At 62.5% G+C, this 25,352-nt stretch carries 25 protein-coding genes; 20 read left to right on the forward strand and 5 right to left on the reverse strand.

The features are described 5' to 3' along the window. Nucleotides 1-96 precede the first annotated feature (96 nt). The 10 genes from MQW79_RS16025 (at nucleotide 97) to MQW79_RS16070 (ending at nucleotide 11,109) form a co-directional block, all read left to right on the forward strand. Complete coding sequence (locus MQW79_RS16025; RefSeq protein ID WP_476585463.1) at nucleotides 97-1,185, forward strand: ABC transporter permease; 1,089 nt, start codon at nucleotides 97-99, stop codon at nucleotides 1,183-1,185. After that, nucleotides 1,185-2,159, forward strand: coding sequence for an ABC transporter permease (locus MQW79_RS16030; RefSeq protein WP_476585464.1), 975 nt, complete (start codon nucleotides 1,185-1,187; stop codon nucleotides 2,157-2,159). The genes MQW79_RS16025 and MQW79_RS16030 overlap by 1 nt, the downstream gene beginning before the upstream one ends. Before the next feature lie 26 nt (nucleotides 2,160-2,185). Beyond that, a complete protein-coding gene (locus MQW79_RS16035) occupies nucleotides 2,186-2,596 on the forward strand; it encodes a cytidine deaminase (protein WP_476585465.1) in 411 nt (136 codons plus the stop codon). A 163-nt stretch (nucleotides 2,597-2,759) separates the two neighbouring features. Further along, nucleotides 2,760-3,554, forward strand: a complete 795-nt coding sequence (locus tag MQW79_RS16040; RefSeq protein ID WP_476585466.1) for a purine-nucleoside phosphorylase — start codon at nucleotides 2,760-2,762, stop codon at nucleotides 3,552-3,554. Beyond that, on the forward strand, nucleotides 3,551-4,540 hold the full coding sequence (gene deoC / locus MQW79_RS16045; protein ID WP_476585467.1) for a deoxyribose-phosphate aldolase: 990 nt from the start codon (nucleotides 3,551-3,553) through the stop codon (nucleotides 4,538-4,540). The genes MQW79_RS16040 and deoC overlap by 4 nt, the downstream gene beginning before the upstream one ends. Before the next feature lie 168 nt (nucleotides 4,541-4,708). Continuing rightward, nucleotides 4,709-7,075 carry an aldehyde dehydrogenase family protein gene (locus MQW79_RS16050; protein WP_476585468.1) on the forward strand — a complete coding sequence of 789 codons (2,367 nt, stop codon included), beginning with the start codon at nucleotides 4,709-4,711 and terminating at the stop codon, nucleotides 7,073-7,075. A gap of 153 nt (nucleotides 7,076-7,228) precedes the next feature. Then, nucleotides 7,229-8,548, forward strand: coding sequence for a thymidine phosphorylase (gene deoA, locus MQW79_RS16055; RefSeq protein ID WP_476585469.1), 1,320 nt, complete (start codon nucleotides 7,229-7,231; stop codon nucleotides 8,546-8,548). Nucleotides 8,549-8,688: 140 nt separating this feature from the next. Further along, nucleotides 8,689-9,906, forward strand: a complete 1,218-nt coding sequence (locus MQW79_RS16060) for a phosphopentomutase (protein WP_476585470.1) — start codon at nucleotides 8,689-8,691, stop codon at nucleotides 9,904-9,906. 19 nt (nucleotides 9,907-9,925) lie between these two features. Further along, a complete protein-coding gene (upp, locus tag MQW79_RS16065) occupies nucleotides 9,926-10,567 on the forward strand; it encodes a uracil phosphoribosyltransferase (RefSeq protein ID WP_476585471.1) in 642 nt (213 codons plus the stop codon). Nucleotides 10,568-10,713: 146 nt separating this feature from the next. Then, a complete protein-coding gene (locus MQW79_RS16070; protein ID WP_476585472.1) occupies nucleotides 10,714-11,109 on the forward strand; it encodes a VOC family protein in 396 nt (131 codons plus the stop codon). Nucleotides 11,110-11,253: 144 nt separating this feature from the next. Here the strand turns inward: MQW79_RS16070 and MQW79_RS16075 are convergent, their stop codons facing one another. The 4 genes from MQW79_RS16075 to MQW79_RS16090 form a co-directional block, all read right to left on the reverse strand. Further along, nucleotides 11,254-11,880 (reverse strand): HAD family hydrolase, encoded by a 627-nt coding sequence (locus MQW79_RS16075; protein WP_476585473.1) that lies wholly within the window; start codon nucleotides 11,878-11,880, stop codon nucleotides 11,254-11,256. A gap of 86 nt (nucleotides 11,881-11,966) precedes the next feature. Continuing rightward, nucleotides 11,967-12,542, reverse strand: coding sequence for a TadE/TadG family type IV pilus assembly protein (locus MQW79_RS16080; RefSeq protein ID WP_476585474.1), 576 nt, complete (start codon nucleotides 12,540-12,542; stop codon nucleotides 11,967-11,969). Continuing rightward, nucleotides 12,542-13,084, reverse strand: coding sequence for a TadE/TadG family type IV pilus assembly protein (locus MQW79_RS16085; protein ID WP_476585475.1), 543 nt, complete (start codon nucleotides 13,082-13,084; stop codon nucleotides 12,542-12,544). The genes MQW79_RS16080 and MQW79_RS16085 overlap by 1 nt, the downstream gene beginning before the upstream one ends. A gap of 156 nt (nucleotides 13,085-13,240) precedes the next feature. After that, nucleotides 13,241-13,687, reverse strand: a complete 447-nt coding sequence (locus MQW79_RS16090; RefSeq protein ID WP_476585476.1) for a pilus assembly protein N-terminal domain-containing protein — start codon at nucleotides 13,685-13,687, stop codon at nucleotides 13,241-13,243. Nucleotides 13,688-14,070: 383 nt separating this feature from the next. On the opposite strand from MQW79_RS16090, the gene MQW79_RS16095 reads away from it, so the two are divergent. The 9 genes from MQW79_RS16095 to MQW79_RS16135 all read left to right on the forward strand — a co-directional run bounded on the left by MQW79_RS16095 (nucleotide 14,071) and on the right by MQW79_RS16135 (nucleotide 22,510). After that, complete coding sequence (locus tag MQW79_RS16095) at nucleotides 14,071-14,238, forward strand: Flp family type IVb pilin (RefSeq protein ID WP_476585477.1); 168 nt, start codon at nucleotides 14,071-14,073, stop codon at nucleotides 14,236-14,238. Between the two features lie 137 nt (nucleotides 14,239-14,375). Then, nucleotides 14,376-14,573: a Flp family type IVb pilin gene (locus tag MQW79_RS16100; RefSeq protein ID WP_476585478.1), complete on the forward strand. Its 198-nt coding sequence runs from the start codon at nucleotides 14,376-14,378 to the stop codon at nucleotides 14,571-14,573. Between the two features lie 92 nt (nucleotides 14,574-14,665). Further along, nucleotides 14,666-15,169 carry an A24 family peptidase gene (locus tag MQW79_RS16105; RefSeq protein ID WP_476585479.1) on the forward strand — a complete coding sequence of 168 codons (504 nt, stop codon included), beginning with the start codon at nucleotides 14,666-14,668 and terminating at the stop codon, nucleotides 15,167-15,169. Between the two features lie 207 nt (nucleotides 15,170-15,376). Continuing rightward, nucleotides 15,377-16,282, forward strand: coding sequence for a Flp pilus assembly protein CpaB (gene cpaB, locus MQW79_RS16110; protein WP_476585480.1), 906 nt, complete (start codon nucleotides 15,377-15,379; stop codon nucleotides 16,280-16,282). A gap of 18 nt (nucleotides 16,283-16,300) precedes the next feature. After that, nucleotides 16,301-17,695 carry a type II and III secretion system protein family protein gene (locus MQW79_RS16115; protein ID WP_476585481.1) on the forward strand — a complete coding sequence of 465 codons (1,395 nt, stop codon included), beginning with the start codon at nucleotides 16,301-16,303 and terminating at the stop codon, nucleotides 17,693-17,695. A gap of 21 nt (nucleotides 17,696-17,716) precedes the next feature. Then, nucleotides 17,717-18,991: a CpaE/TadZ family protein gene (locus MQW79_RS16120; RefSeq protein WP_476585482.1), complete on the forward strand. Its 1,275-nt coding sequence runs from the start codon at nucleotides 17,717-17,719 to the stop codon at nucleotides 18,989-18,991. A gap of 16 nt (nucleotides 18,992-19,007) precedes the next feature. Beyond that, entirely contained in the window at nucleotides 19,008-20,498 is a 1,491-nt protein-coding gene (locus MQW79_RS16125) for a CpaF family protein (protein WP_476585483.1), read from the forward strand. A 2-nt stretch (nucleotides 20,499-20,500) separates the two neighbouring features. Beyond that, nucleotides 20,501-21,475 carry a type II secretion system F family protein gene (locus MQW79_RS16130; protein ID WP_476585484.1) on the forward strand — a complete coding sequence of 325 codons (975 nt, stop codon included), beginning with the start codon at nucleotides 20,501-20,503 and terminating at the stop codon, nucleotides 21,473-21,475. A gap of 21 nt (nucleotides 21,476-21,496) precedes the next feature. Continuing rightward, entirely contained in the window at nucleotides 21,497-22,510 is a 1,014-nt protein-coding gene (locus MQW79_RS16135; protein ID WP_476585485.1) for a type II secretion system F family protein, read from the forward strand. Nucleotides 22,511-22,565: 55 nt separating this feature from the next. Here the strand turns inward: MQW79_RS16135 and MQW79_RS16140 are convergent, their stop codons facing one another. After that, nucleotides 22,566-23,270: a glyoxalase superfamily protein gene (locus tag MQW79_RS16140; protein ID WP_476585486.1), complete on the reverse strand. Its 705-nt coding sequence runs from the start codon at nucleotides 23,268-23,270 to the stop codon at nucleotides 22,566-22,568. 930 nt (nucleotides 23,271-24,200) lie between these two features. Here MQW79_RS16140 and MQW79_RS16145 point away from each other — a divergent pair. Next, a complete protein-coding gene (locus MQW79_RS16145) occupies nucleotides 24,201-24,962 on the forward strand; it encodes a hypothetical protein (protein ID WP_476585487.1) in 762 nt (253 codons plus the stop codon). The last annotated feature ends 390 nt before the right edge of the window (nucleotides 24,963-25,352 follow it).

Here is a 25,352-nt window from a genome sequence, read left to right on the forward strand (position 1 = left end):
CACCGAGCCGGGCACCTTGCCTGCGCATGAAACGCCGGTGCAGCAGACGCTGGTCGAAATGAGCCCCAAAGACAATTCCGGCAGGGATACCAACTGATGACCCCATTGCCACGCTGGGCCGACGTCGTCCTTCTGCCCCTGCTCAATGTCGCCCTGGCTTTCCTCGTAGGCGGCCTCATCGTTCTGGCCGTCGGGCAGAACCCGATCGAGGCCGTGGGCATCATGCTCTACGGCGCCTTCGGCTACGGCTCGGGCTTCGGCTACACGCTCTACTATACAACCGATTTCATCTTCGCCGGCCTTGCCGTGTCGCTGGCCTATCATGCGGGCCTGTTCAATATCGGACCCGAGGGGCAGGCCTATGTGGCTGGCCTCGGTGTCATCCTTGTCGGTCTCGCACTCAATGGCATGCACTGGGCGATCGTCTTCCCGCTGATGGTGCTTTGCGGCGCCGCTTTTGGCGGGGCCTGGGCCTTCATACCGGGCTATTTGCAGGCCAAGCGCGGCAGCCATATCGTCATCACCACCATCATGTTCAACTTCATAGCCACGGCCATGATGGGCTTTCTCATCAGCCGCGTGCTGAAGCCCGAGGGCGTCAATTCCGACGAAAGCGCGCCGCTCGAGGCCATTACCCGCGTGCCGCAGCTCAGGACCTTCATCGAGCTGTTCAGGAATTCGCCGGTCAACCTCACCTTCTTCCTGGCCATCGCCGCGCTGATCTTCGTCTACTGGCTGATCTGGCGCACCAAGTTCGGCTATGCCGTCCGGGCGCTTGGGCACAATCCGGTGGCTGCCAGCTATGCGGGCATCTCCAACCAGAAACTGATCATGATCGTCATGACCATGTCGGGCATGCTGGCTGCCATGGTTGCCGTCAACAATGTCGGCGGCGTGCAGGGGCGTCTCATTCTCAACTTCGTCAACGGCGCCGGCTTTGTCGGCATTGCTGTGGCCTTCATGGGCCGGGGCCACCCGGTGGGTGTGGGTCTTTCGGCGCTGCTCTTCGGCATTCTCTATCAGGGCGGGCAGGAACTGGCCTTCCAGATGCCGGGCATTACCCGCGAGATGATCGTCACCATCCAGGCGCTGGTCATTCTCTTCACTGGCGCCATGGGCGACATGCTGCGCGCGCCGCTGTCACGTCTGTTGACCCGACCTGAACCCTCGACGGGAGCCAAATGATGGACAGCTATCTCGTCGATCTGACCCTCATCCTCGACTCCACGGTGCGCCTCGCCGTCCCGCTGATCCTGGCGTGTCTGGCCGGCCTCTATTCGGAACGCGCCGGCATTGTCGATATCGGCCTTGAGGGCAAGCTCTTGGCCGGCGCCTTTGCGGCCGCCTCCATGGCGGCCGTGAGCGGCTCGGCCTGGCTCGGGCTGCTCGCCGGCATTGCCGCGGCGCTGATGTTCTCTGGCATCCATGGCCTGGCCTCGATCACCTTCAAGGGCAACCAGACCATTTCCGGCGTGGCGCTCAATTTCCTCGCCGCCGGTCTCACCACCTTCCTTGGCCAGTCATGGTTCCATCGCGGCGGCTATACGCCCCAGCTCTCCGGCGACCAGCGCTTCAACCCGATCACGCTGCCCTTCGCCAACGAGATCCGGGACGTGCCGATCATCGGCCAGATCTATTTCGAGCTGATCTCGGGCCACAATATCATCACCTATTTCGCCTTCATCGCTGTGCCGGTGACGTCCTGGGTGCTGTTCCGCACCCGCTTTGGTCTGCGTATGCGCGCCGTGGGCGAAAACCCCAAGGCCATCGATACGGCCGGCATTTCGGTGACGCGCCTGCGCTATCAGGCCCTGATCATCACAGCCGTGCTGGTGGGTATTGGCGGCGCCTATCTCTCGATCGCCCAGTCGGCAGGGTTCAACAACAACATGTCGGCCGGCCGCGGCTATATCGCGCTGGCGGCGCTGATCTTTGCCAAGTGGCGGCCCGGCCCGGCGCTGCTGGTCTGTCTCATGTTCGGCTTCCTCGACGCGGTCCAGTTCCGCATCCAGGGCCAGAGCTTCCCGATCATCGGCGAAGTGCCGGTGCAGGCCATCCAGGCGCTGCCCTATGTGCTGACGGTAGTCCTGCTCGCCGGTTTCATCGGCCGTGCCGTGGCCCCCAAGGCCGCTGGCATACCCTATACCAAGGAGCGCTAGGGCCTTCGGGCCCGGCGCCGAAAGCGATGACCATGCAAGAGATAGACAAGGCCCTCTTCGAGGCCGCCGAAGCCGTTCGTGCGCGGGCCTATGCGCCCTATTCGAAGTTCCAGGTGGGCGCCGCTATCCTGGCCGACGACGGCAGGATCTATGCCGGCTGCAATGTCGAAAACGCCGCCTATCCGGTCGGCAATTGCGCCGAGCCCAGCGCCATCGCCGCCATGATTGCGGGCGGCGGCAAGCGGATCAGGCGCATCTACGTGACCGGCCCCGGCACCATGCCGGTCACCCCCTGCGGCGGTTGCCGCCAGCGCATCCGCGAATTCGCCGATCCCGACGTGGAAGTGATTTCCCATGGCGTCGACGGCACCCCGCTAGTGCAGACGCTGGGCCAGTTGCTGCCGCATTCCTTCGGCCCGGAGTTCCTCGGCAAATGAGCAGGTCACCCCTCATCCGCCCTTCGGGCACCTTCTCCCACAAGGGGAGAAGGGGGGCACCGTACCTCCCGACGCACCGCGCTACCCCTCGCCCCTTGTGGGAGAGGGTGGATCGGCCGAAGGCCGAGACGGGTGAGGGGTATCGGCGCGCTGGAGGACAGCAATGAGCAAGCCTGCCAAGACCATCCGAAAGATTGCGGGGAACGAACCGATCAGCGCCGCTTTGGTGCTGGGCTCGGGCCTCTCTTCCATCGGCGAGCTGATGGAGGACAAGGTCCTCATCCCTTATTCGGAATTGAAGGGCTTTCCCGGCGGGGGTGTCTCGGGCCATGGCCGCGATCTCATCATCGGACGGATGGGCGGCAAGCGCATTGCGGTCCTCACCGGCCGCGAGCATTATTACGAACACGGCAATGCCGCCGCCATGCGTCCGGCGCTGGAGACAATCGCCGAACTCGGCGCGCAGACGCTGCTGCTGACCAATTCGGCGGGTTCGGTGGATGGGCGCTTCCAGCCCGGCGACCTGATGCTGATTGCCGATCACATCAACTATGCTGGCATGAATCCGCTCATCGGTGAACCCACCGACCGCCGCTTTGTGAACATGGTCAATTGCTACGACCTCGACCTGCGCGCCAAGGCAACAGGGATTGCGCAGCGCTTCGACTATGCGCTCGGGGAGGGGGTCTATCTCTGGTATTCGGGCCCCAGCTTCGAAACGGTCGCCGAAATCCAGATGGCCATGCGCCTCGGCGCCAATGCAGTAGGCATGTCGACGGCACCCGAAGTCATCCTCGGGCGTTTCCTTGGCATGAAGGTCTGGGCCTGTTCGTCCATCACCAATATGGGCGCGGGCCTGTCGAGTGAAAATATCAGCCATGAGCATACCAAGCACATGGCCGTAGAGGGCGCGGAGAAGCTGAAAAAGCTCATCCCCGCGCTGGTGGAGGAGCTATGAGTCTCAAGGTCGTCGACACCGCGCATTCAGAGGCCGGTCACAAGCGCAATCCGGGCTATCCGCTGGACCTCGACTGGGTCGAGCGCGTGCGCATGAACCGCTCGGCGCTGGAACGCCGCGCCGGCTCCATTGGTGCGCGCCGTACCGTCAAGAAAGACTATCAGCTGGCCTGGCTCCTGAAGGCGATCACCCTGATCGACCTGACCACGCTCAATGCCGACGATACCGATGGCCGGGTCGAACGCCTCTGCGCCAAGGCCCGCAACCCGATCCGCCGTGATATTCTCGACCAGCTCGGCATGGGCAATCGCCGCATCCTGCCCGGCGCCGTCTGCGTCTATCACACCTTTGTCGGCACTGCGGTCAGGGCGCTCGAAGGTAGCGGCATACCGGTTGCCGCCGTGTCCACCGCTTTCCCGCATGGCCTCGCCCCGGTCGAAACCAAGATCGCCGAGATCGAGGCTTCGGTGAGGGATGGCGCCGAGGAAATCGACATCGTAATCGAGCGCGGCATGGTGCTCAGAGGTGACTGGCAAGCGCTCTATGACCAAGTAAGAGCCTTCCGCAAGGCCTGCGGCGACGCACATATCAAGACCATCCTGGGCACCGGCGAACTGGCCACCCAGACCAATATCGCCAAGGCCTCGCTGGTCTGCATGCTGGCCGGCGCCGATTTCATCAAGACCTCCACCGGCAAGGAAAAGGTCAACGCCAACCTCGTGACGTCGCTGACCATGATCCGCATGATCCGCTGGTTCGCCGAGGAAACCGGCATCGAGATCGGCTACAAGCCCGCCGGCGGCATCGCCACGGCCGGCGACGCGCTCAAATACATGGCGCTGATGAAGGAAGAACTGGGCACCCACTGGCTCCAGCCGCACCTCTTCCGCTTCGGCGCGTCGAGCCTTCTCACGGACATTGAACGCCAGCTCGAACATGGCCTGACCGGGCACTATGCGGCTGATTACAGGCAGCCGATGGTGTGATGATTTTGGAGGGGACGAAGGCCCCCTCATCCGGCGCTCACGCGCCACCTTCTCCCACGAGGGGAGAAGGGAAGAGAACCGAGAGCTCTCCGCGTTGCCCTTCTCCCTTGATGGGAGAAGGTGCCCGAAGGGCGGATGAGGGTGGGGCTACGCCACCCGGAGGAAAGCATGAACAAGATCGCGCAAATCTTCGATAGCCTTGACTATGGTCCCGCCCCCGAGGCGCCCGATCAGGCCAATGCCTGGCTCGATAGTCATGGTCGCAAGTTCGGCCATTTCATCAATGGCAAATGGACCAAGCCGGGCAAGACTTTTGCCAGCGACAATCCTGCCAATGGGCAGAAGCTGGCCGACATTACCGACGGCACGGCCGAAGATGTCGATGCGGCGGTCAAGGCCGCCCGCGCTGCCTTCAAGACCTGGTCGGCCCTGTCCGGCTACGAGCGCGGCAAGTATCTCTATGCCATCGCCCGATCCGTGCAGAAGCATGCGCGCCTGTTTGCCGTGCTCGAAAGCATGGACAATGGCAAACCGATCCGCGAGAGCCGCGACGCCGATATTCCGCTGGTGGCGCGCCATTTCTATCACCACGCCGGCTGGGCCACGCATCTCTCCACCCAGTTCCCCGACCACGTCCCCTACGGCGTCTGCGGGCAGATCATCCCCTGGAATTTCCCGCTCTTGATGCTGGCCTGGAAGATCGCGCCGGCTCTGGCCGCCGGTAATACGGTCGTGCTCAAGCCCGCTGAATTCACCTCGCTCACGGCTCTGCTGTTCGCCGAAATCTGCGAGCGCATCGGCCTCCCCAAGGGCGTCGTCAATATCGTCACCGGCGAGGGCGATACCGGCGCTGCCATTGTCAACCACCCCGATATCGACAAGATCGCCTTCACCGGCTCGACCGAAGTGGGCAAGATCATCCGCGCCGCCACGGCTGGCTCGGGCAAGGGTCTATCGCTCGAGTTGGGCGGCAAGTCGCCCTATATCGTCTTCGAAGATGCTGATCTCGACAGCGCCGTCGAAGGCCTCGTCGAAGCCATCTGGTTCAATCAGGGCCAGGTCTGCTGCGCCGGTTCGCGCCTCCTGGTGCAGGAGAGCATCGAGGAGCGCTTCCTCGCCAAGGTGCGTTCCCGCATGGCCAAGCTGCGCGTCGGCGATCCGCTGGACAAGTCTGTCGATATTGGCGCGCTGGTTGCCCCGGTGCAGGTCGAGCGCATCCGCGACCTGATGAAGAAGGGCGTGGCCGAAGGCGCCGTGGTCTATGAGCCCGATGGGCAATTGCCTGCCAATGGCTGTTTCCTCAAGCCCGCGCTCGTCACCAATGTTTCCCCGGCCAATACGTTGGTCAGCGAAGAAATCTTCGGGCCGGTCCTGGTCGCCATGAGCTTCCGCACGCCGGAAGAAGCAGTGGCGCTGGCCAACAATACCAAATATGGCCTCGCCGCCACGCTCTGGAGCGAGAACATCAACCTCGCGCTCGACATTGCGCCAAAACTCAAGGCCGGCGTGGTCTGGATCAACGGCACCAACAACTTTGACGCAGCCGTAGGCTTCGGTGGCTACAAGGAAAGCGGCTTTGGTCGCGAGGGCGGCCGCGAAGGCATGAGCGTCTATCTCAAGCCAAGTTGGGAAAAAGCGTTGAAGGCCGCTCCCGCCAGCGCGGCTCCCGCGAAGGCCACAGCCAATCCGCTCGACAGCGATGGTCTCGACCAGACCGCAAAAATGTATATCGGCGGCAAGCAGGCCCGCCCTGACTCTGGCTACAATCGCCCGGTGCTCAATGCGAAGGGTGAACTGATCGGCGAAGTCGGCGAGGGTAACCGCAAGGATATCCGCAATGCCGTGGAAGCCGCCCGCGCCGCCCTGGGCTGGGGCACCACCGCGGCCCATGCCCGCGCGCAAATCCTCTATTTCCTCGCGGAAAACCTCGACTATCGTCGCGATGAATTCGCCGCCCGCATCAAGGCGCAGACCGGCGAGGATGGAGCTGCCGAAGTCACTCAGTCCATCGAGCGACTCTTTGCCTTTGCCGGCTGGGCCGACAAATATGATGGCGCCATTCATAACCCGCCCCAGCGCATGGTCGCCGCCGCCATGGTCGAACCCTTGGGCGTCATGGGCATTGTCGCCCCACCGTCACGGCCGCTTTTGGCTTCAGTGGCGCTGCTTGCCCCGGCCATTGCCATGGGCAATACGGTGGTGCTGGTCCCGTCTGATCGCAGCCCACTGTCGATGACCGATTTCTACCAGGTGCTGGAAACCTCCGACATGCCCTCGGGCGTGGTCAATATCGTCACCGGCGACAGCGTCACCCTGGCCAGGACGCTGGCCGAACATGACGGCGTCGACGGCATGTGGTTTGCCGGCAGTGCCGAGGCCTCCGCCATGGTCGAAAAGGCATCGGTGGGCAACCTCAAGCAGACCTGGACCAGTCGGGGGCTTTACTACGACCTCGCCGATCCACGCTTTGCCGGGACCTATTTCCTGAGCAAGGCGACGCAGGTGAAAAACGTGTGGATTCCTTACGGGGCGTGAGTCCCCCTCATCCGGCGCTACGCGCCACCTTCTCCCCGAGGGGGAGAAGAATTGGCTCCACTCTCGCGACAAACGCTGGGCCATTCCTCTCCCCCTCGGGGAGAGGGTGCCCGAAGGGCGGGTGAGGGGGATGCGGAAACAATCGAGAAATTCATGGTCTTCCTCCCACAAGAAGTCATCCTGAAAAAGCGCAACGGCGAGAAGCTTCCGAGCCAAGACATCGCCCAGTTCATCCATGGCTTCGCCAATGGCAGCGTCTCGCATGCGCAGGCCGCTGCCTTCGCCATGGCGGTCTATTTCCAGGACATGTCCATGGACGAGCGCGTGGCGCTGACCCTGGCCATGCGCGATAGCGGCACCGTGCTCGACTGGTCCGACCTCGATGGCCCGGTGGCCGACAAGCATTCGACCGGCGGCGTGGGGGACAATGTTTCCCTGATGCTGGCGCCGATCCTGGCGGCCGTCGGCATATATGTGCCGATGATTTCGGGTCGCGGCCTCGGCCATACCGGCGGCACGCTCGACAAGTTCGATTCCATTCCCGGCTACCAGACCCAGCCGGACAATGCGCTCTTCCGCAAGGTGGTGAAGGAAGCCGGTTGCGCCATTATTGGCCAGACCGCCGATCTCGCCCCCGCCGACAAGACCCTCTATTCCATCCGCGATGTCACCGGCACGGTCGAATCCATCGCCCTCATCACCGCCTCGATCCTTTCCAAGAAGCTGGCTGCCGGTCTCGGCGCGCTGATCCTCGATGTGAAGACCGGCACCGGCGCCTTCATGCCCACGCTGGAACAGTCCCGGTCCCTCGCCGAAAGCCTTGTCACCGTCGCCAATGGCGCGGGCCTCAGGACCGGCGCGCTCATCACCGATATGAACGAGCCGCTGGCCTCGGCCGCTGGCAATGGTCTCGAAGTCCGCAATGCCGTCGACTTTCTGACCGGCTCCCACCAGGACGCGCGCCTCAAAGAGGTGACGCTGGCCCTCTGCGCCGAAATCCTCCTGATGACGGGCAAGGCCGACACGCCTTCCGCCGCCCGCGCACTGGTCGATGACGCCCTCGATTCCGGTCGCGCCACCGAACATTTCGGCAAGATGGTTGCGGCCCTGGGCGGTCCCGCCGACTTCATCGACAATATGGATACCCATCTCGCGCCGGCGCCCATCATCCGCGATGTCTTTGCCACGGGGCAGGGCACCATTTCGTCCATCGACACCCGCGGCGTCGGCATGGCCGTGGTGGCCCTGGGTGGCGGTCGCGCGACCCCGACGGATGTCATTGACCATCGCGTGGGCTTCGATCGTCTCGCCCCGCTGGGCGCCATGGCCGACCGGCAGACGCCCATTGCGCGCATTCACGCCGCTGACGAGGCCAGCGCTGCCGATGCCGAAGCGCGGCTGCGTCGCGCCTATGGGTTCGATGGGAATGTACCGCAAAACCCCCTCGTAGCGGGCAGGATTTCGCCAGCATGATCTCGTTTTCTCCACACCGTCATCGCCCGGCCCGTCCGGGTGATCCATGCGATGACGCGGCGCGCGCAGAACCGTGGATTGCCCGGACAAGCCGGGCAATGACGACGAACATATTGAACCGGATTTGAGGGAGGGACGCCATGCCCCGCGCCATTGTCTGCCTGCTCGACAGCGTCGGTATCGGCGGCGCGCCTGACGCCGCTGCCTATGGCGATGAGGGCTCGAACACCGTTGGCCACATTGCCGAATGGGCCGCATCCGGCCAGGCAGACCGCGCCGGACTGCGCGCTGGCCCGCTCCGTGTGCCGAACATGGATGCGCTGGGCCTCGGCGCCGCCATCAAACTGTCGACCGGCACCCTGCCCCCCAATCTCTCCGATACACCCATGGGCGGCCGCTTCGGTGTGGGCCGCGAAATCTCCAGGGGCAAGGACACGCCCTCGGGCCATTGGGAAATCGCCGGCGTGCCGGTACCCTTCGACTGGGGTTATTTTCCCCAGACCGAGCCGACATTCCCGCCCGGGCTGATTGCAGAATTCTTGCAGCGCACGGGTCTTCCCGGCATCCTCGGCGACAAGCATGCTTCTGGCACCGACATCATCGCCGAACTGGGCGAAGAGCATATCCGCTCTGGCATGCCCATCTGCTACACCTCCATCGACAGCGTGTTCCAGATCGCCGCTCATGAGAGCCATTTCGGCCTCGATCGCCTCTATGAAATCTGCAAGATCGCTTTCGAGCTGACCGAACCGCTCAAGATCGGCCGCGTCATCGCCCGCCCCTTCGTAGGCGAAAGCGCAGCGACCTTCAAGCGCACCGGCAATCGCCGCGACTTTGCCATTTCCCCGCCCGAGCCGACCCTGCTCGACCGCAATCAGGCCGCGGGCAACCAGGTTTTTGCCATCGGCAAGATTTCCGACATCTATGCCGGCCATGGCGTGACCCATAAGCTCAAGGGCACCGGCATTCCGCAGCTTTTCGACCGCACGCTCGAAGCCATGGAAATGGCCGGCGACCGGGCATTCATCATGACCAATTTCGTCGATTTCGATAGCGAATACGGTCATCGCCGCGATGTGCCCGGCTATGCCGCCGCGCTGGAACTGTTCGACAGCCGCCTGCCCGAGATCATCGCCAGGATGCGCCATGACGATCTGCTGGTGCTGACGGCCGACCACGGCAACGATCCGACCTGGCCTGGCACCGATCACACGCGAGAACAGGTGCCGATCCTGGTCTTTTCCCCAGCCCTGCCGATGGGAGAGATTGGCATTCGCCAGAGCTTCGCTGATATAGGTGAAAGCATAGCCGCCTGGCTGGGGCTCGCGCCCGGCCGTCACGGCAAGTCATTCTTGTGAAAACCAAAGAGGTGTGTCGATGAGCAGAGTCGAAGGCAATGTGACGGTCATCGATCATCCCCTGATCCAGCACAAGCTGACCATCATGCGCAACAAGGAGACTTCCATTGCCGGTTTCCGGCGGCTCCTGCGCGAGATTGCGCATCTGATGTGCTATGAAGTCACGCGCGATCTCGAACTGGAAATGATCCCGATCGAAACGCCGATGTCGCAGATGGATTCTCCGGCCATCAAGGGCAAGAAGCTGGTCTTCGCCTCCATCCTGCGCGCCGGCAACGGCCTGCTCGACGGCATGCTCGACCTGGTGCCGGCCGCCCGCGTCGCCCATATCGGCATCTATCGCGATCACGAGACGCTCGAGCCGGTCGAATACTATTTCAAGGCGCCGTCCAATCTCGAGGACCGCCTGATCATTGTCGTCGATCCGATGCTGGCCACCGGCAATTCGGCCACCGCCGCCATGGAAAAGCTCAAGGAGCGCGGCGCCAACAACATCCGCTTCCTGTGCCTGCTGGCCGCGCCCGAAGGCATCAAGCACTTCTCCGAGGCTCATCCCGACGTGCCGATCTTCACGGCCTCCATCGACAGCCACCTCAACGAGAAGGGCTATATCGTGCCAGGTCTCGGCGATGCCGGCGACCGCATGTACGGCACGAGGTAACCTCTTTCCTCTCCCCATCGGGGAGCAGAACCGAGGCGGTGAGGGGGCTGTCGCCACCCTAGCTGAACCTCCCCCTCATCCGGCGCTTCGCGCCACCTTCTCCCCGATGGGGAGAAGACTAGGGTGGAACTGCGAAAGGGAATAAAATGGCAAAACTCGCTCATTCGATGATCCGCGTCATCGACGAGGAGAGGTCGGTCGATTTCTATCGCCGCGCCTTCGGACTCGAAATCGTCAACCGGCTTGCCTTTGCCGATTTCACGCTGGTCTACATGGCCCATGAACTCGGCGGCTTCGAGCTGGAGCTGACCATCAATCACGGCCGCACCGAGCCCTATGATCTGGGCGATGGCTATGGGCACCTGGCTGTTATCGTCGACAATCTCCAGGCCGAATACGATCGCTTCACCGCCGAGGGGTTCACCGTCGGCAAGCTGGTGGATTTCAAGAACGGCACTGTGCCGGTCGCCCGCTTCTTCTTCGCCACCGATCCCGATGGTTACAAGATCGAAGTCATCCAGCGCGGCGGCCGGTTCCAGTAGATATGCTTCTTTCCTCTCCTCCTCGGGAGAGGTGGCACGGCGCAGCCGGGTCGGTGAGGGGGATATCTCCATTCTCGCTGAAACATCCCCCTCATCCGGCGCTACGCGCCACCTTCTCCCCGAGGGGGAGAAGAATGGAAGATGTTATTTCGCCTTGAGCGGCAGCCCCAGCGCGATCAGGTCGGCGCGCAGATGCACCGGATCTCTGAAATGGATGCCCTTCATGCCGTATTTGCGCGCGGCCACGATATTGGGCTCGCTATCGTCGATGAAGACGCAGGCTTCGGGCGCCAGGCCATAGCGCTCGCAGAACACGCGATAGAGCCGCGGATCGGGCTTCACGAGGCCTTCGAGGCCAGACACGACGACACCGTCGAACTTCTCGAGGAACGGCCATTCTCCAAGGCAGCTCACCCATTTCTCCCAGGAGAAATTGGTGATCGCGAAGGTGGGGATGTCCTGCTCGATCAGCTCGTTATGGATGTCGATCGTGCCCTGGTAGAAGCCGTTGAAGGTCTCTTTCCAGCGCAGGTCGAAGGCCTGGATTTCGCGCCAGTATTTCGGAAAGCGCGTAATCAGCTTGGCGACACCCTCGGCATAGATTTCGCCGGCGTCGAATTCCAGGTTCCAGTCGCCGGTGCACACATTCTGGTGGAACCACAGGGCATCTTCCTCGCTCTCGAACAGCTTGCGGAACAGATACATCGGGTTCCAGTCGACGAAGACGCCGCCCAGGTCGAAGACGGGGATGATGGTATCGTTCTCGTGCATAGCGCTTCCGGTAGTCAGGGGAGGAATGCCTGGCTTGTGCCACGGCGTCCACCGCCGGGCAAGCCAGCCGGGCGCGGCGTTTGGGCTTAGGGGCTCAGGGTGATCGTGCCGCCGAAGCGGGGCAGGAAAAAGCTCGAGCGGAAGAGAGAGACGGTGTTGTCGAAGATCATGTTCGTCACCGGCGGATAGGAATAGCGGGCCTCCGCCGCAATCACCATGCGCCCTCTGGAAATGTCGATCATTTCCTGGGGCAGGGGATATTCGTCACCCACCGTATAAGGTGTCGTGCTGGACATGTCATTGCCATCGAATTGGCGGGTCCATACCACGGTCGGGTTCCCGTCCGCATCCACGGCCACAGCCGTCACCACCTGCAGCAGGTCGTCGAGCGAATGCGTCTGCATCGTGCTGCCCGCAGCGCGGAAATAGTCCAGCATCGTGCCCGTTGAAATGGTCTGGTCCGATCGGGCCACGAGGTCCCCCACGGCGCCCGCGGTCGACTGCACTTTCCGGTCGGTGATGATGAGCAGGCTGGCTTCCAGCGTGCCCAGATAGACCATCAGCATGACCGGCAGGATCAGCGCAAATTCGACCACTGCCGCGCCGCCTTCGCTGTGCCGCAATCGCTTGAGCGCGGCCCTGATGGTGCGTCCGCCAGGCATCAGAATGGCTCGTTCTGGAAAACGGCGGTCGACCCCATCAGGCGGCGTCCGTCGGCCATGTTCGAAAGGCCCAGGGGGCCAAGCTGCAGGACGATCGGGTAGCGATAATAGACCTGCGCCACCACTACGGATTTGCCCTGGCCAGCCGCGAAGCTCTGGGTCTCCGTCCAGTCGCAGGGCGCCACGCATGGGCGCGGGATCGGGGGTTGGGTGGTCGCGGACTGGAAGTTGGTCACCACATTGACGCGCACATGCAGGCCCGCGGCGCAATCGGGGAACAGACCATAGAGCCGCGCGCAGATCGCCGCTCGGAACTGGTCGGCATCCATGTTGGCATTCTGCGCCTGCCCGGTGCGAATGGTGCGCGACACGTCATAGACGGCGCTTTCCAGCACCTGCGAGGCCAATAGCACGACCGAAGTCTGGATGATGGCGCCGATAATGCTGAAGAAGGGAAAGGCCAGGACGCCGAATTCAACGGCCGTGACGCCGCCGTCGTCGCGAGCGAAGCGACGCAACTGCCGGTGCAGGACCTTCCTCATTCCGTCGAGCACCATCCTCCGGCCCCGCTTGTTACCTTGCGGGCAGACTATGTGGAGACCCTAACTCAAAGGTTAGTTTATCGCTGAAGACTGTGCGGGCCGCGATACTTGGTTAAACATCGGCTAACACGGCGACCACGTTCGCGCCCGACGGGCCTAATTAGCCGCTGATTGCACCAGCTGTGACGAGGCCAGGGTCTGGCCCGAAAAGCCCGGGTCGTCACCCATCATCACCACCGGCTGACAGGTGGGCGCGCAGGAGAGGGAGGTGCGGTTGAGACCCTGATAGACGGTCATCACGCCGGCCGTCATCTGTACGACCTCCACCAATGTGTCGGCCACCGGTTCGCCGCGGCTGTCGAGCACGATCAGATTGGTCTGGCCATAGCTCTTGCCGGTCAGGATCAGCGTCTGCGGGTCCTGGATGGTGACATCGGCAATGCCGGGATTGCCCACGATGACCGTTGCGGCCGGTGCGCTGATCCGCAACACCCGCGCCATGTTCACATTGACATTGATCGGGGCGCCGTCCTGGGCCTGGGCGGGCATTGGTGCGGCAAGGCTGGTGGCAAGCAGCAAGGCAATGGCGGCGGGACGGAACATGGCGAAAATCCGGAACTGGTACTCTGTTCCTCTAGGATCACGCGGAATGGTAAATACTTGGCAAACGCGCCATTCGGCGATGGTTCTCCTGCGCCTCGATGTGGGTGTTGACTATTTATTGGAGCTGATTGGGCGCTGTGCGAATTAACGATAAGTTAACTGGACGCAGGCTGCGCAGTTCTACAAAGGCGTGCATTTAGATAAACTTTTATCATTTGCAGCAACTCTTGGATCATCAAGAAATTCGCTAGCGATCTTGGTGGTTTGGGTGGCTTTCGAGTTAACGCTATTTCAACCTGTGAAAGATAGCGTTTGGACATGTTCGATCTGTGACGTGGTCCGACACTGCAGTCACTTCAGAACGTGTAAAAAGGAGCCTGGGAATGAACATTTTCGCACGTTTCGCGCAGGACGAGTCGGGCGCGACCGCAATCGAGTACGGCCTGATCGCCGCACTCATCTCCGTTGGTATCATTGCCGCCGTTTCGACGCTGGGCAATGGTCTGGCCAACGTCTTCGGCGAGATCAACAATCAGCTCTCGTTCGACTAAGAGCGCGTAAGCGACGTCGATATTCATTGTCGACGGCATCACCGATAGTGATGCGCCAATGCGTCTGCGGGCTCATCCGTCATGGGTGAGCCCGCGACTTCTGATCATCTTGGCGAGGAATTGGAATGTCTGGACCAATGGGGATCAGTTCTGGACTTGCAGCCGTATACGCGCGCTTCATTCGCGACGAGAACGGCGCCACCGCAATTGAATATGCGTTGATCGCCTCATTGCTCTCCATGGCCGTCCTTGGGTCCGCCTTCTTGCTGGGCGGCGGCCTTGAAGGTCTCTGGGGCTACATCCGCAATGAAGTCACCGCGGGCCTGTCCCGCTAAGCGAGCCTACACTCCCCGCCATTCGCCATTTCTTAAACGAACCGTGCCCATACTGGCCGGGTTCGGGGGCAATCGTTTGCCGGGAGGATGACATGTTCCAGATTACAGCGCTGTTTTTCTTTCCCCTGCTGATGGCTTTTGCCGCCTCGTCCGATTTGCTGACCATGCGCATTTCCAACAAGTTGGTCCTGCTCCTGGCCGCCGGTTTCGTGGTCGTGGCCCTGCTGGTGGAAATGCCCTTGCAGCAATTCGCTCTGCATCTCCTGTGCGCCTTCATTGTGCTCGTCGTCGCCTTCGGCATGTTCGCCATGCGCTGGATTGGCGGCGGTGACGCCAAGCTGGCCGCCGCCACGACGCTGTGGCTCGGTTTCGGCCTCACTTTGCCCTACCTTATCTATACGGCCCTTCTAGGCGGGGCGCTGACCCTTGCCGTCCTTGCCTTGCGCCGGCTGCCCCTGATCCCTGCCATCTCGCGTTTCCGCTGGCTTGAGCGCCTGCATGACAAGAAGCAGGGCGTTCCCTACGGGGTGGCCATGGCGATTGCGGGCCTGCTCACATATTCCAACACGGCGATCTTCGCGAGCCTCGCCGCCTGACCATATCGCAGATCCAGTACTGGTGACCCGACGCTCCCGCAGGAAACTGTGGGCGCGTGTTGCTGTTTGCAATGTCGTTTGCAAAAAGCAAGCATTCATAACTCGTTAACGAGTTTTGCAAAGTTCTGATTAACTAAACTTTGACCCTTTGGTCTCATAGTTCAGCCGGTGGAAATGGGCCTTTATTGCCCCCAACCGGAGTAGGTCATGAGGCCGGCGCGTATTATCCTGTTGTTGGTAGCCCTGGTGGCTGGTTCGCTTGCTGCCTTCCTGGTGACGCGCGGTGGGCGGGCTCCGGCCCCGACAACCACGACAGTCACGCAGGTGGTTGAGGAGGCCAAGGCCCAGGTTCTGGTGGCCAAGGCGCCTATCGGTGTCGGCGAGCGCCTCAGTGCCGACCGCGTTGAGTGGCAGGATTGGCCGGAAGGCGCCCTGCGCTCCGAATATGTCACCGTGTCCGCCATGCCCGACGCCCCGGCGCAATTGACCGGCGCTGTCGCCCGCTTCGAATTCTTCCCCGGCGAGCCGATCCGCGAGGCCAAGCTGGTCCGCGCCGATCAGGGTTATCTGTCCGCCGTTCTGTCGGCCGGCAAGCGCGGCGTCTCGGTTTCCGTGACGCCGGCCTCCAGCGCCGGCGGCTTCGTGGTCCCCAACGATCATGTCGACGTGCTGCTCACCACCTCGTCCGATATGGGCCAGCGCTCCGAAGTCATCCTCTCCAATGTTCGGGTTCTCGCCATCGGCAAGCGTCTGGGCGAGATGGGCGTCACCGGCGGCGACGAGACCGGCGCCGAGGCCAGCCCGACCCCGGTCACCTTCGACAATGCCACCATCGCCACCCTGGAGCTCGATCCGGCCGAGGCGGAAACGCTGGTCAATGCATCCACCCGCGGCCAGCTCAGCCTGACCCTGCGCTCGGTGGTCGATTTCAATCGCGTCGATGCAACGCCCGTCACCACCAACCAGGCCGTCCGGCTGATCCGCTACGGCAAGGAGCAGAGCGTCCTGGCCGGCAGCGGTTCCAGCGGGCAGGGCTACAGTGCCGCCGACGCCTCCACGCCTGACACCTCATTCCCGGCGGCGACCGAAACGCCGCAGGTCCTGCCGCAGTAGGGGCAAGAGATGATGCACATGACCCAGACCTCCAAGTTCCGCTGCTCATCCCGCGCCCTCCGGGCCGCCGGGATGGTGGCCTTGATGCTTGTCCCCGCGACGCCCGGCCTGGCCCAGGCCGCCGATGCCCAGCTCACCATTGCCAGCAGCGCCTATGGTGCGCTGCGCGAGGTCGAGGTCGAGATGAACAAGTCGATGATCGTCGATCTGCCCGCGGGCGTCGCCGAAGTCGTCGTCTCGCAGCCCGGCATTGCCGCAGCCATCATGCGCAGCCGGACCCGCGCCATCGTCCAGGGTCTTGCGGAAGGCTCGACCAACATCATCTTCATCGATGATGCCGGTCGCACCATCAGCGTTCTGGATGTCGATATCATCCTGCCGCAGCTTCAGGTCGGCCGGGCGCTTGAGGACACGTTGGCGCGTGTCATTCCCGGTTCCAACATCCGGGTCGAGACGCTCACCAACAATTCGACCAACGGAAAGGTCCACTTCGTCCTCACCGGCACCGTGCGGACCGCCGAAGACAAGGCCAATGCCGAGGCCATGGCCTGGGCGATCTCCGAGAGCGAAGGGGAGGGCGGCAGCCTGATCCAGGTGACCGGACCGCAGCAGGTCATGCTGCAGGTCACGGTTTCCGAAGTGCGCCGCGACGTCGCCAAGCAACTGGGCATCAACCTGTCGGGCACCGCCTCGATCGGCAACCTGTCGGTCGCCTTCAACGGACCCACCGCGAATGCCGGCCACGGCGTCGATGCAGGCTGGGCGAGCCCGGACCTGCAGATCAATGCGGCCATCAGGGCGCTGGAAGATCGCGGTGCCGTGCATGTTCTGGCCCAGCCGGTGCTGACCGCAATATCTGGCCAGACCGCCGACTTCCTGGCGGGTGGCGAACTGCCTTATTCGGAAATGGTCGACAATGTGCGCCAGACGACCTGGAAGCCCTATGGTGTCGAGCTCGAGTTCACCCCGGTGATCCGCTCCAACGGCATGATCGCGCTCTCGGTCAACACCTCGGTCTCCGAGCCGCAGGCTGATGGGTCGATCTCCAAGCGCCAGGCGGTGACATCGGTCGAACTGGGTGCCGGCCACACGCTGGCCATCGGCGGCCTGCTGGATCGCCGTACCACCTCCAATATCAGCCAGCTCCCGGTCCTGGGCGACATTCCCATCCTGGGCGCCCTGTTCCGGTCGCGCGAATACCAGAACCTCGAGACCGAAATGGTCATTCTCGTCACGCCCTATCTGGTCAGCCCGAGCCCGGCCAACACCATCGCCCTGCCCACCGATACATCGGCTCCCGCCACCGATGCCGAAGGCATTTTCCTGGGGCGGATCGAAAGCATGTATGGCGTCGGTGCCACTGGCGAATTCCGGGGCGGTTTCTCCGGCTCGGTCGGCTTCGTCTTGGATTGATTGCGGATCAGGAGAAGTTTCATGAGTTTCCTTACCCCTGATAAGCCCCAGCAGGTCGAAGAACCGGCAGCCGAGATCGCCTCGGGTGCCCGCCTCGTGCCCCGCATCACCATCCAGGCCTTCTGCGAGAATTCGCAGACGGCCCAGCTGGTAGAGAGCGCCATGCATGACCGGCGCATGTCCAAGGTGGCCCTCACCACCCACAATGGCGGCATCGAGGGTGCGGTCGAGACCTACAAGTCCAACCCCACGCCCAATCTCATCGTCGTCGAGACCACGCTCTCGCCGCAGGAGATTCCGGCCAGCCTCGAGCGTCTGGCCGAAGTGTGCGATGCGTCGACCCGCGTCATCGTGCTGGGCCATGTCAATGACGTGCTGCTCTATCGCGAGCTGATCCGCTCCGGCATTTCCGAATATGTCGTCCTGCCGGCGTCATCGTCCGAAATCGTCACCGCGATCACCGATCTCTATGCGGCCGAAGGCGCCGCGCCGATCGGACGGACCGTGGGCTTCATCGCCGCCAAGGGCGGGGCGGGCAGTTCCACCATTGCCCACAATGTCGCCTGGGCGATCGCCACCGGCCTGCGGCAGGATTGCCTCATCATGGATATGGATCTGGCCTTCGGTACGGCTGGACTCAACTTCAACCAGGATCCGCCTCATGGCCTGGCCGATGCGGTTCTCGCCAACCAGAAGGTCGACCAGACCATGCTGGACCGGTTGATGAGCAAGGCGGCCAACCATATCAACCTGCTGACCGCGCCCGCCACGCTCGACCGCACCTGGGATTTCGAGGAGCGCGAGTTCGAGCAGGTCATCGAGATCTGCCAGAAGAGCGTGCCGGTCATCGTGCTCGACATTCCCCATGTCTGGAATGCCTGGACCCGCCAGACCCTGGCCTCTATCGACGACGTGGTCATCGTTGCCGAGCCCGATCTGGCCAATCTGCGCAACGCCAAGAACCTGGCTGACGCGATCAAGACGCTGCGGCCTACCGACGCCGCGCCAAAGCTGGTGATCAACAAGCAGGGCGTGCCGCGCCGGCCGGAAATCGGCTCGGGCGAGTTCGCGTCATCGGTCGAATGCAGCCTCATCGGCCAGATCGGCTTTGATGCGGCCCTGTTCGGCACGGCCGCCAACAATGGCCAGATGATCGCCGAAGTGTCGTCCAGCACCAAGGTCATCGAGACCTTCTCGTCAATCGGCATGCAGGTCACCGGCCGTCAGGTCACTCACAGCGGCAGCAAGTCGGCGGCGCTTCTGAAGCTGCCGGCGCTGTTCAGGAAACGGGCCTAGTCAGGAACGCAAGTAGATGTTTGGCAAGCGCACCACATTCGGCGGCAACACTCCGGGACTGAGCGAGGCGCCACGGCCGGTTGCCAGCCCGCCGCCCGCGCCGGTTGCCGCGCCGCAGCGCCGCGCTAGCGATGGTGACAGCATGGGCGCGCGCCTGCGCACCACCGATGAAGTGCTCGATGTCCGCGCTCCCGCCGACGCGCAGCGCGCCAAGGAATACTTCCAGACCAAGTCGGCCATCTTCAACGCCCTCATCGACTCCATCGATCTCAGCCAGCTGGCCACCATGGAGACGCAGGCGGCGCGCGAGGAAATCCGCGACATCGTCGCCGAGATCATCGCGCTCAAGTCCATCGTCATGTCCATTTCCGAGCAGGAAGACCTGCTCGAGGACATTTGCAACGACGTGCTGGGCTATGGCCCGCTCGAACCGCTGCTGGCGCGCGACGACATCGCCGACATCATGGTGAACGGGTCGCAGAAGTGCTACATCGAAGTCGGCGGCAAGGTGCGCCTGACCAATGTGCGCTTCCGCGACGATGCGCACCTGATGAATGTCTGCCAGCGCATCGTGTCCCAGGTCGGCCGTCGCGTCGACGAAGGCTCGCCCATCTGCGACGCCCGCCTCCCCGACGGGTCTCGTGTGAACGTCATCGCGCCTCCCCTGGCGATTGATGGCGCTGCTCTGACCATTCGAAAATTCAAGAAGGACAAGCTGACCCTCCAGCAGCTGGTCAAATACAATTCCATCTCGCCCGAAGGCGCTGAAGTGCTGCGCATCCTCGGCCGCGTCCGCGCCAATGTGCTGATCTCGGGCGGTACCGGTTCGGGCAAGACCACCTTGCTCAACTGTCTCACCGCCTTCATCGAGAAGGACGAGCGGGTCATCACCTGCGAGGACTCGGCCGAACTTCAGCTCCAGCAGCCCCACGTGGTGCGTCTCGAAACGCGCCCGCCCAATCTCGAGGGCGAGGGCGAGATCACCATGCGCGATCTCATCAAGAACTGCCTGCGCATGCGTCCCGAACGCATCATCGTCGGCGAAGTCCGCGGCCCCGAAAGCTTCGACCTCCTGCAGGCGATGAATACGGGCCACGACGGCTCCATGGGCACGCTGCACGCCAACTCTCCGCGCGAAGCCCTTTCCCGTCTCGAATCCATGATCACCATGGGCGGCTATGCGCTCCCGAGCCGCACCATCCGCGAAATGATCGTGTCGTCCATCGACGTCATCGTCCAGGCCGCCCGCCTGCGCGACGGTTCGCGCCGCATCACCCACATTTCCGAAGTGCTGGGCATGGAAGGCGACGTCATCGTCACCCAGGACGTGTTCGTCTATGACATCCTGGGCGAGGACGCCAATGGCATGCTGATCGGCAAGCATCGATCCACCGGCATCACCAAGCCGCAATTCACCGAGCGCGCCCGCTATTTCAACGAGGAAGCCAACCTCGTCGAGGCGCTCGAAAAGGCCAATACCGAGCAGCACGAGATCCTGGGGCGCTAAGCATGACCACGCTGCTACTTGTCCTCCTGTTCGCCGTCACCATCGGGGCTGCCGGCTTCGCATTGGTGCCCTCGGCGCTGGGCAATAAGCGGGCCGCAGCACGCATGAAGGCCTTTCAGGGCGACATCCGCTCCAACCGGCAGAGCGCCGATGCCAGCCGTGTCCGTGAGAACCGCCGCAAGAGCGTGCAGCAGGCGCTCAAGTCGCAGACCGAAGAAATCAACGCCAGGAAACGCCTGACCATCGAGAACCTGCTGTTCCAGGCCGGCATGACGATGAAGCCGGCCACCTTCATCCGCAACAGCGTGATCTTCGGCGCCGGTCTTTTTGTCGTCCTGTTCATCGCCCAGGTGCCGTTCTACTTCGCGGCCATCTTCGCGGTGGCCGGGGCCTATGTGCTGCCGCGCATGTATGTGTCCCACAAGCGCAAGCGCTACCAGGACAAGTTCCTCGAGGAATTGCCGAACGCCATTGAAGCCATCGTCCGTGGCGTCAAGACCGGTCTGCCGCTCAACGACTCCATGCGCGTCGTCGCCCGCGATACCAAGGAGCCGGTGAAGTCCGAATTTGCCCGCGTGCTGGATCAGCAGAGCTTCGGTCTATCCATGACCGAGGCCGTGCAGGTGCTGCTTGATCGCGTGCCGCTGCCGGAAGTGAATTTCTTCGTCGTGGTGATTTCGGTCCAGCAACAGGCCGGCGGCAATCTCTCGGAAGCCCTGGGGAACCTTGCGCGCGTGCTGCGCAACCGCAAGAAGATGAAGCAGAAGGTCAAGGCCATGTCCTCGGAGGCCAAGGCCTCGGCCGGTATCATCGGTTCGCTGCCCATCGTCGTGTCCATCCTCGTGTCGCTGGCTTCGCCGCGCTATCTCGAGCCGCTGTTCGTCACCCCCATCGGCAATCTCTGCCTCGGCATCGGCGTGCTGATGATGGCGACGGGTATCTTTGTCATGTACCGCATGGTGCAGTTCGAAATCTGATCGCCACCGGGGGGCAGTCCTATGAGCATTGTTGAACTGCTCACGCAGCGCGATTTTCTGATCGCCGTCCTGGCCGCGATTTCGGCTGCAGCCGTGGTCTTCACCTTCGGTTCGTCGCTCATCGTCAAGCAGGAGATGAAGGGCCGCATCAGGCGGGTCGCCCTCGAGCGCGACAAGATGCGGGTCGAGGAAATGGCGCGCCTGCGCGGCGGCAATGCCGCCCTCGACGGCCGCGCCAATATCCGGCGCGGCACCGAAGCCAAGTCCTATATGAAGCAGGCGGTGGAGCGGTTCGACCTCAAGAAGGCGTTTCAGGACGAGAATACGGTCGACAAGCTCGCCATGGCCGGCCTGCGCGGGCAGGGGGAGCTGACCAAGTTCCTGTTTCAGCGCCTGGCCTATCCCCTGGCCGTCTTTGCCCTCGGCGCGTTCTATCTGCTGATCCTGGCTCCAGGCGATCGTCCGGTCTATATCAACGTGGTCTATGCCATCGGCGCGGGCCTGCTCGGCGCTTACCTGCCGGTCCTCCTGCTCAAGAACAAGACGCAGAAGCGCCAGGCCTCCATTCGCCGCGCCTGGCCCGATGTCCTCGATCTGCTGCTGCTGTGTGTGGAAGCCGGCATGTCCATGGAACATGCCTTCAAGCGCGTCGCCAAGGAAATCGGTGCCCAGTCGGTGGAACTGGCTGAAGAGCTCACCCTGACCACGGCCGAACTCAGCTTTCTCGAAGACCGCACCCGCGCCTACGAAAATCTCGGACGCCGCACCGGCCTCGACAACGTCAAGTCTGTGATGACTGCCCTCATCCAGGCCGACCGCTACGGCACGTCGGTGGGCCAGGCGCTGCGCGTCATGGCCGAGGAAGGCCGCGAGGCCCGCATGATGGAAGCCGAAAAGAAGGCCGCCGCCCTGCCGCCTAAGCTCACCGTGCCGCTCATCCTGTTCTTCCTGCCGGTGCTGTTCATCGTCATCCTCTCCCCGGCCATGATCCAGGTGTTTTCCGGCTCCGTCGCCAGCACCATGGGCGGCGGCTGAGGTTCCCCGCACGCGCGTGGGGTGAAGCGGCGAACAAGCGCCGCCGCTTCCAAAGTTAGTGCGCGGCCCCTTGTCCAAAATCGAGGTTGGTCGGACGCGGCAGCACAGGTCCCTTGCCACTGCTGGTGGGAACGCTGCCATCGACTTCGTCGAGGCGGAATTTGCGCGACCAGCATTTGCCTGTTCCCTTGAGGAAGAAGCCGTAGTGAAGGCTCAGCGCCTGGGCGGGAATGTCAAAAACAACGGACCGGTCGCTCCAGCCCTGCGTTCCCACCAGCGGCCCATCGGGACGTCGCAGTTCGAGATTGTCGAACAGCAGCGTGCCTTTGGCGCCATCCACCCGGAACCAGATGGTCGCGCCGGTGCCGGCGTCCTCCGTCCTTAACTCTCCGGTGATCCGGATACGCTTGGCTCTGAACGGCTCGGCGTCCACGCTCTGCATGACCGTGCAGAAGTCGTCCCCGCGCACCTCGTGCAGCAGGTCCGGCCGCGCGGCGATCAGCACGGTTGAACCGTTCTCGGGGTCGAGGCGCGTATCGTAGAGCTGCGGACTCTTGCCGGCCTTGAACCAGCCGCCAGGTAAGGCCTGATCCGTCGCGGCGGCGCGATCAATTCTGGCGCTGAGCATGTTCCAGTTGGCCAGGCCGAACTGGCGGGAGACCAGTTCGAGGCTGTCGCTGTGGCTGATGTCGATGCTTCTTTCGGCGAGTGCCTGGCGCAGCAGTTTCGCCATGAGCTTGGCGTCCATGTAGCTATGCATGGGTTCGATCCTTCTCTCGGGCAGCAGAAAAGATCAGTGCTCGCATTGCTAACAGCCTGCCCAGGAGTTGCAGGGTCAAACCAGATCGATGTGCATTCACCATTCCCTATCGGGCGCGAGCGGCTGGCTGCACAGGCCACCAACAAGGTTAGGCCCGTGCCTGAGAATGTCAACACGCTGTCGCGTGTCGCTTCAGCTCTCGGGTTGCCACGCCTGACCGAGGCAGTGATCCGGTCTCCAGTTGACCCAGTCGTACCCAACCTCCACTGCGTCACCCCGGCGTAGGCCGGGGTCCATGTCCGACCCTATCTATGAACACAGGCACTGCAGGCATTACCGAGCATGGATTCCGGCCTTCGCCGGAATGACGCGGTGACTGCCTTGGTGCCGAGGCCAGCAGCGCACCAACTTCGACGTCAATCCAGACGGCCGATTTAGGCAATCGCTTTGTTCGCCCTGACGTCCGAATTGCGGTCGCAACCGGAATGTCTGGTTCCTCCACATTATCCACCCCCATCGCGCGTCACCCTCGGCCTTGAGCCGAGGGCTCTGCACTTGTTGCAAAAGCACCCCGGCCTCCCCCTGAAGAAGCGAAGGAAGATTAGCTTCGCTGAAACTGCGGCAGACGCGGTGCGGCTCCTCCCCCTTGACGGGGGAGGCTGGGTGGGGGTGCGCCCCGCGCTGGCAGGCCAAGGCTGACGCCCTGTCGGCGAGCCTCCCACCCCAACCCTCCCGCGAGGGGAGGGAGCTGGATTGACCATGAAACCTGGCCACGAACGGAAGCAGGCTAAATACGTTGCCAACTAAACGCATTAGGCGCCACTGTATGACCGTTGCCGATAAGGGTGGACCACTGGACGTTGAGACTTGCCGATGAGTTTTCTTGTGCGACCGTTGCTGGCACTCCTCCTCTTCGGAGTGTCGGCTCCCTTGGCTACAGCTGCGGACATGCTCGACCTGTTGATGCACCCACCCAGCGTAAGCCAGATCAGCGATAACCTGAGTGGATCAACACTAATCGACATCGAGAGTGCCGACTTTCCAAACGAGAGTGACGCACGATTCATCGTCTTCCTGCTGGGGCAAGCAGCCTCGGGTTGCGGTTTCTCTCCGACGTTTGAACGCAGATCTGCGGACCGGGTAGTCTGGTTCGGCTCAATAAGCGAACCGACTGCTGTTGCAACGGAATTTGCGCTGCGCAACGCCTTCGCGAAATATAATGTCGATGTGAACGAGCCTCTCACTGACATTGCATCTGACCTTGGCGTGCGCCTAGGCGAAACCGGCATTGCCTCGATTAAGGTATTCGATAGCAACACCAATGTATCGCTTCTTGTATATCTATTTGACGAGAAGCAGGTGAGTTCGGGCTCTAGAGACTATACATACTTTCTGGTTTTCAACGGCATAGCTGGCTTGGAGCCGCAAGAAATACCAAACAATGAGAATCGATATTCTTATCTATTTGGCGGAGGTGTCCTGAAAGAGCTCGCAGGAGCCGAGCAAGCCGTTTCTCGCCTCTGCCATGCGACCTTGGTCGTAAAGGGTTTATGCAACGGCAGTTCCGCAGCTTCAATTGCCAGCACACTCAGCGCGATTGAAAGCCAATGTGCAGTTGGGGCCGCCGGTGCCGCTGTCTTTGACGATTTGGTGGATAAGTATAACAGCGCAGAACAGGCCGGCCCGAAATGACTTTCCGCCCACAGTAAAGTCGGCAAACGCGGTGCGGCTCCTCCTCCTTGACGGGGGAGGCTGAGTGGGGGTGTGCCCCGCGCTGGTAGCCAGCAACGTGTATCCTGCTAGCCCCTTCCGAGTGGAAATGGCACCGCGCAAAAGTTTATCCCCGGTCCTCAACCCTTCTGCATACTCACCCCATCAGCCGGGTGGAGATAGGGTTGCAACGATCAACCGTCCGGCGACAGTCGGGAGCACCCTGAATCGTTATGGGGTGTGGGTCCGGGGATGGGAAATTCCGGCGTAAGCCGGCCCTAGCGAAACCCCCTGCCAGAAATCCCGGCGCTCCGAGGCGGAAACCGTCTCACTATTCTTCACTCAGAGGCGGATTCCGTCTCGGAGCCTCTA

The organism is Devosia sp. Micro-HW1 (assembly GCF_056341075.1).

Bases quoted from the DNA above. Each gene is read 5' to 3' on its own strand.
- MQW79_RS16080 (WP_476585474.1), bottom strand. From the start codon at position 12,542: ATGCCTGGCGGACGCACCATCAGGGCCGCGCTCAAGCGATTGCGGCAC.
- MQW79_RS16040 (WP_476585466.1), top strand. From the start codon at position 2,760: ATGAGCAAGCCTGCCAAGACCATCCGAAAGATTGCGGGGAACGAACCG.
- MQW79_RS16025 (WP_476585463.1), top strand. From the start codon at position 97: ATGACCCCATTGCCACGCTGGGCCGACGTCGTCCTTCTGCCCCTGCTC.
- MQW79_RS16030 (WP_476585464.1), top strand. From the start codon at position 1,185: ATGGACAGCTATCTCGTCGATCTGACCCTCATCCTCGACTCCACGGTG.
- MQW79_RS16115 (WP_476585481.1), top strand. From the start codon at position 16,301: ATGACCCAGACCTCCAAGTTCCGCTGCTCATCCCGCGCCCTCCGGGCC.
- MQW79_RS16125 (WP_476585483.1), top strand. From the start codon at position 19,008: ATGTTTGGCAAGCGCACCACATTCGGCGGCAACACTCCGGGACTGAGC.
- MQW79_RS16135 (WP_476585485.1), top strand. From the start codon at position 21,497: ATGAGCATTGTTGAACTGCTCACGCAGCGCGATTTTCTGATCGCCGTC.
- MQW79_RS16095 (WP_476585477.1), top strand. From the start codon at position 14,071: ATGAACATTTTCGCACGTTTCGCGCAGGACGAGTCGGGCGCGACCGCA.
- MQW79_RS16120 (WP_476585482.1), top strand. From the start codon at position 17,717: ATGAGTTTCCTTACCCCTGATAAGCCCCAGCAGGTCGAAGAACCGGCA.
- cpaB (WP_476585480.1), top strand. From the start codon at position 15,377: ATGAGGCCGGCGCGTATTATCCTGTTGTTGGTAGCCCTGGTGGCTGGT.
- MQW79_RS16060 (WP_476585470.1), top strand. From the start codon at position 8,689: ATGCCCCGCGCCATTGTCTGCCTGCTCGACAGCGTCGGTATCGGCGGC.
- MQW79_RS16035 (WP_476585465.1), top strand. From the start codon at position 2,186: ATGACCATGCAAGAGATAGACAAGGCCCTCTTCGAGGCCGCCGAAGCC.
- deoC (WP_476585467.1), top strand. From the start codon at position 3,551: ATGAGTCTCAAGGTCGTCGACACCGCGCATTCAGAGGCCGGTCACAAG.
- upp (WP_476585471.1), top strand. From the start codon at position 9,926: ATGAGCAGAGTCGAAGGCAATGTGACGGTCATCGATCATCCCCTGATC.
- MQW79_RS16130 (WP_476585484.1), top strand. From the start codon at position 20,501: ATGACCACGCTGCTACTTGTCCTCCTGTTCGCCGTCACCATCGGGGCT.
- deoA (WP_476585469.1), top strand. From the start codon at position 7,229: ATGGTCTTCCTCCCACAAGAAGTCATCCTGAAAAAGCGCAACGGCGAG.
- MQW79_RS16140 (WP_476585486.1), bottom strand. From the start codon at position 23,270: ATGCATAGCTACATGGACGCCAAGCTCATGGCGAAACTGCTGCGCCAG.
- MQW79_RS16085 (WP_476585475.1), bottom strand. From the start codon at position 13,084: ATGAGGAAGGTCCTGCACCGGCAGTTGCGTCGCTTCGCTCGCGACGAC.
- MQW79_RS16090 (WP_476585476.1), bottom strand. From the start codon at position 13,687: ATGTTCCGTCCCGCCGCCATTGCCTTGCTGCTTGCCACCAGCCTTGCC.
- MQW79_RS16105 (WP_476585479.1), top strand. From the start codon at position 14,666: ATGTTCCAGATTACAGCGCTGTTTTTCTTTCCCCTGCTGATGGCTTTT.
- MQW79_RS16050 (WP_476585468.1), top strand. From the start codon at position 4,709: ATGAACAAGATCGCGCAAATCTTCGATAGCCTTGACTATGGTCCCGCC.
- MQW79_RS16075 (WP_476585473.1), bottom strand. From the start codon at position 11,880: ATGCACGAGAACGATACCATCATCCCCGTCTTCGACCTGGGCGGCGTC.
- MQW79_RS16070 (WP_476585472.1), top strand. From the start codon at position 10,714: ATGGCAAAACTCGCTCATTCGATGATCCGCGTCATCGACGAGGAGAGG.
- MQW79_RS16100 (WP_476585478.1), top strand. From the start codon at position 14,376: ATGGGGATCAGTTCTGGACTTGCAGCCGTATACGCGCGCTTCATTCGC.